The organism is Pseudomonas sp. 1 R 17 (genome assembly GCF_900067035.1).
GTDB classification, from domain to species: Bacteria; Pseudomonadota; Gammaproteobacteria; order Pseudomonadales; family Pseudomonadaceae; genus Aquipseudomonas; species Aquipseudomonas marginalis.
Genome location: NZ_FKLB01000003.1, coordinates 1 through 228, shown reverse-complemented (window position 1 = coordinate 228; position 228 = coordinate 1). Strand labels below are relative to the sequence as shown.

Here is a 228-nt window from a genome sequence, read left to right as displayed (position 1 = left end):
TGAACAGATGAGACGTCAGCAGCGCGCCGTTTAATTCGACGGTGGCGAGGTGGCCGCCTTTGCCGTGGTTGAACACCAAGCGGTTGTTGTCCGGTAGGCGCAGGTGTTGAAGCTGGCCGCAGGCGTCGTAGCCATAGCGCAAGGTGCCCCAGCCCTGGTGTTCGGCGGTGAGGCGGTTTTGGCTATCGTATTCGTAGGCGAGCGCCCAGTGGCCGTCGTCGACGCTGA

General features: G+C 62.7%; 1 protein-coding gene. It reads right to left on the bottom strand.

All coding sequences use genetic code 11. The annotated features are described in order from the left end of the window. A partial coding sequence (locus BFP99_RS00020; protein ID WP_141690736.1) for a hypothetical protein occupies positions 1-228 on the bottom strand: 228 nt, incomplete at both ends.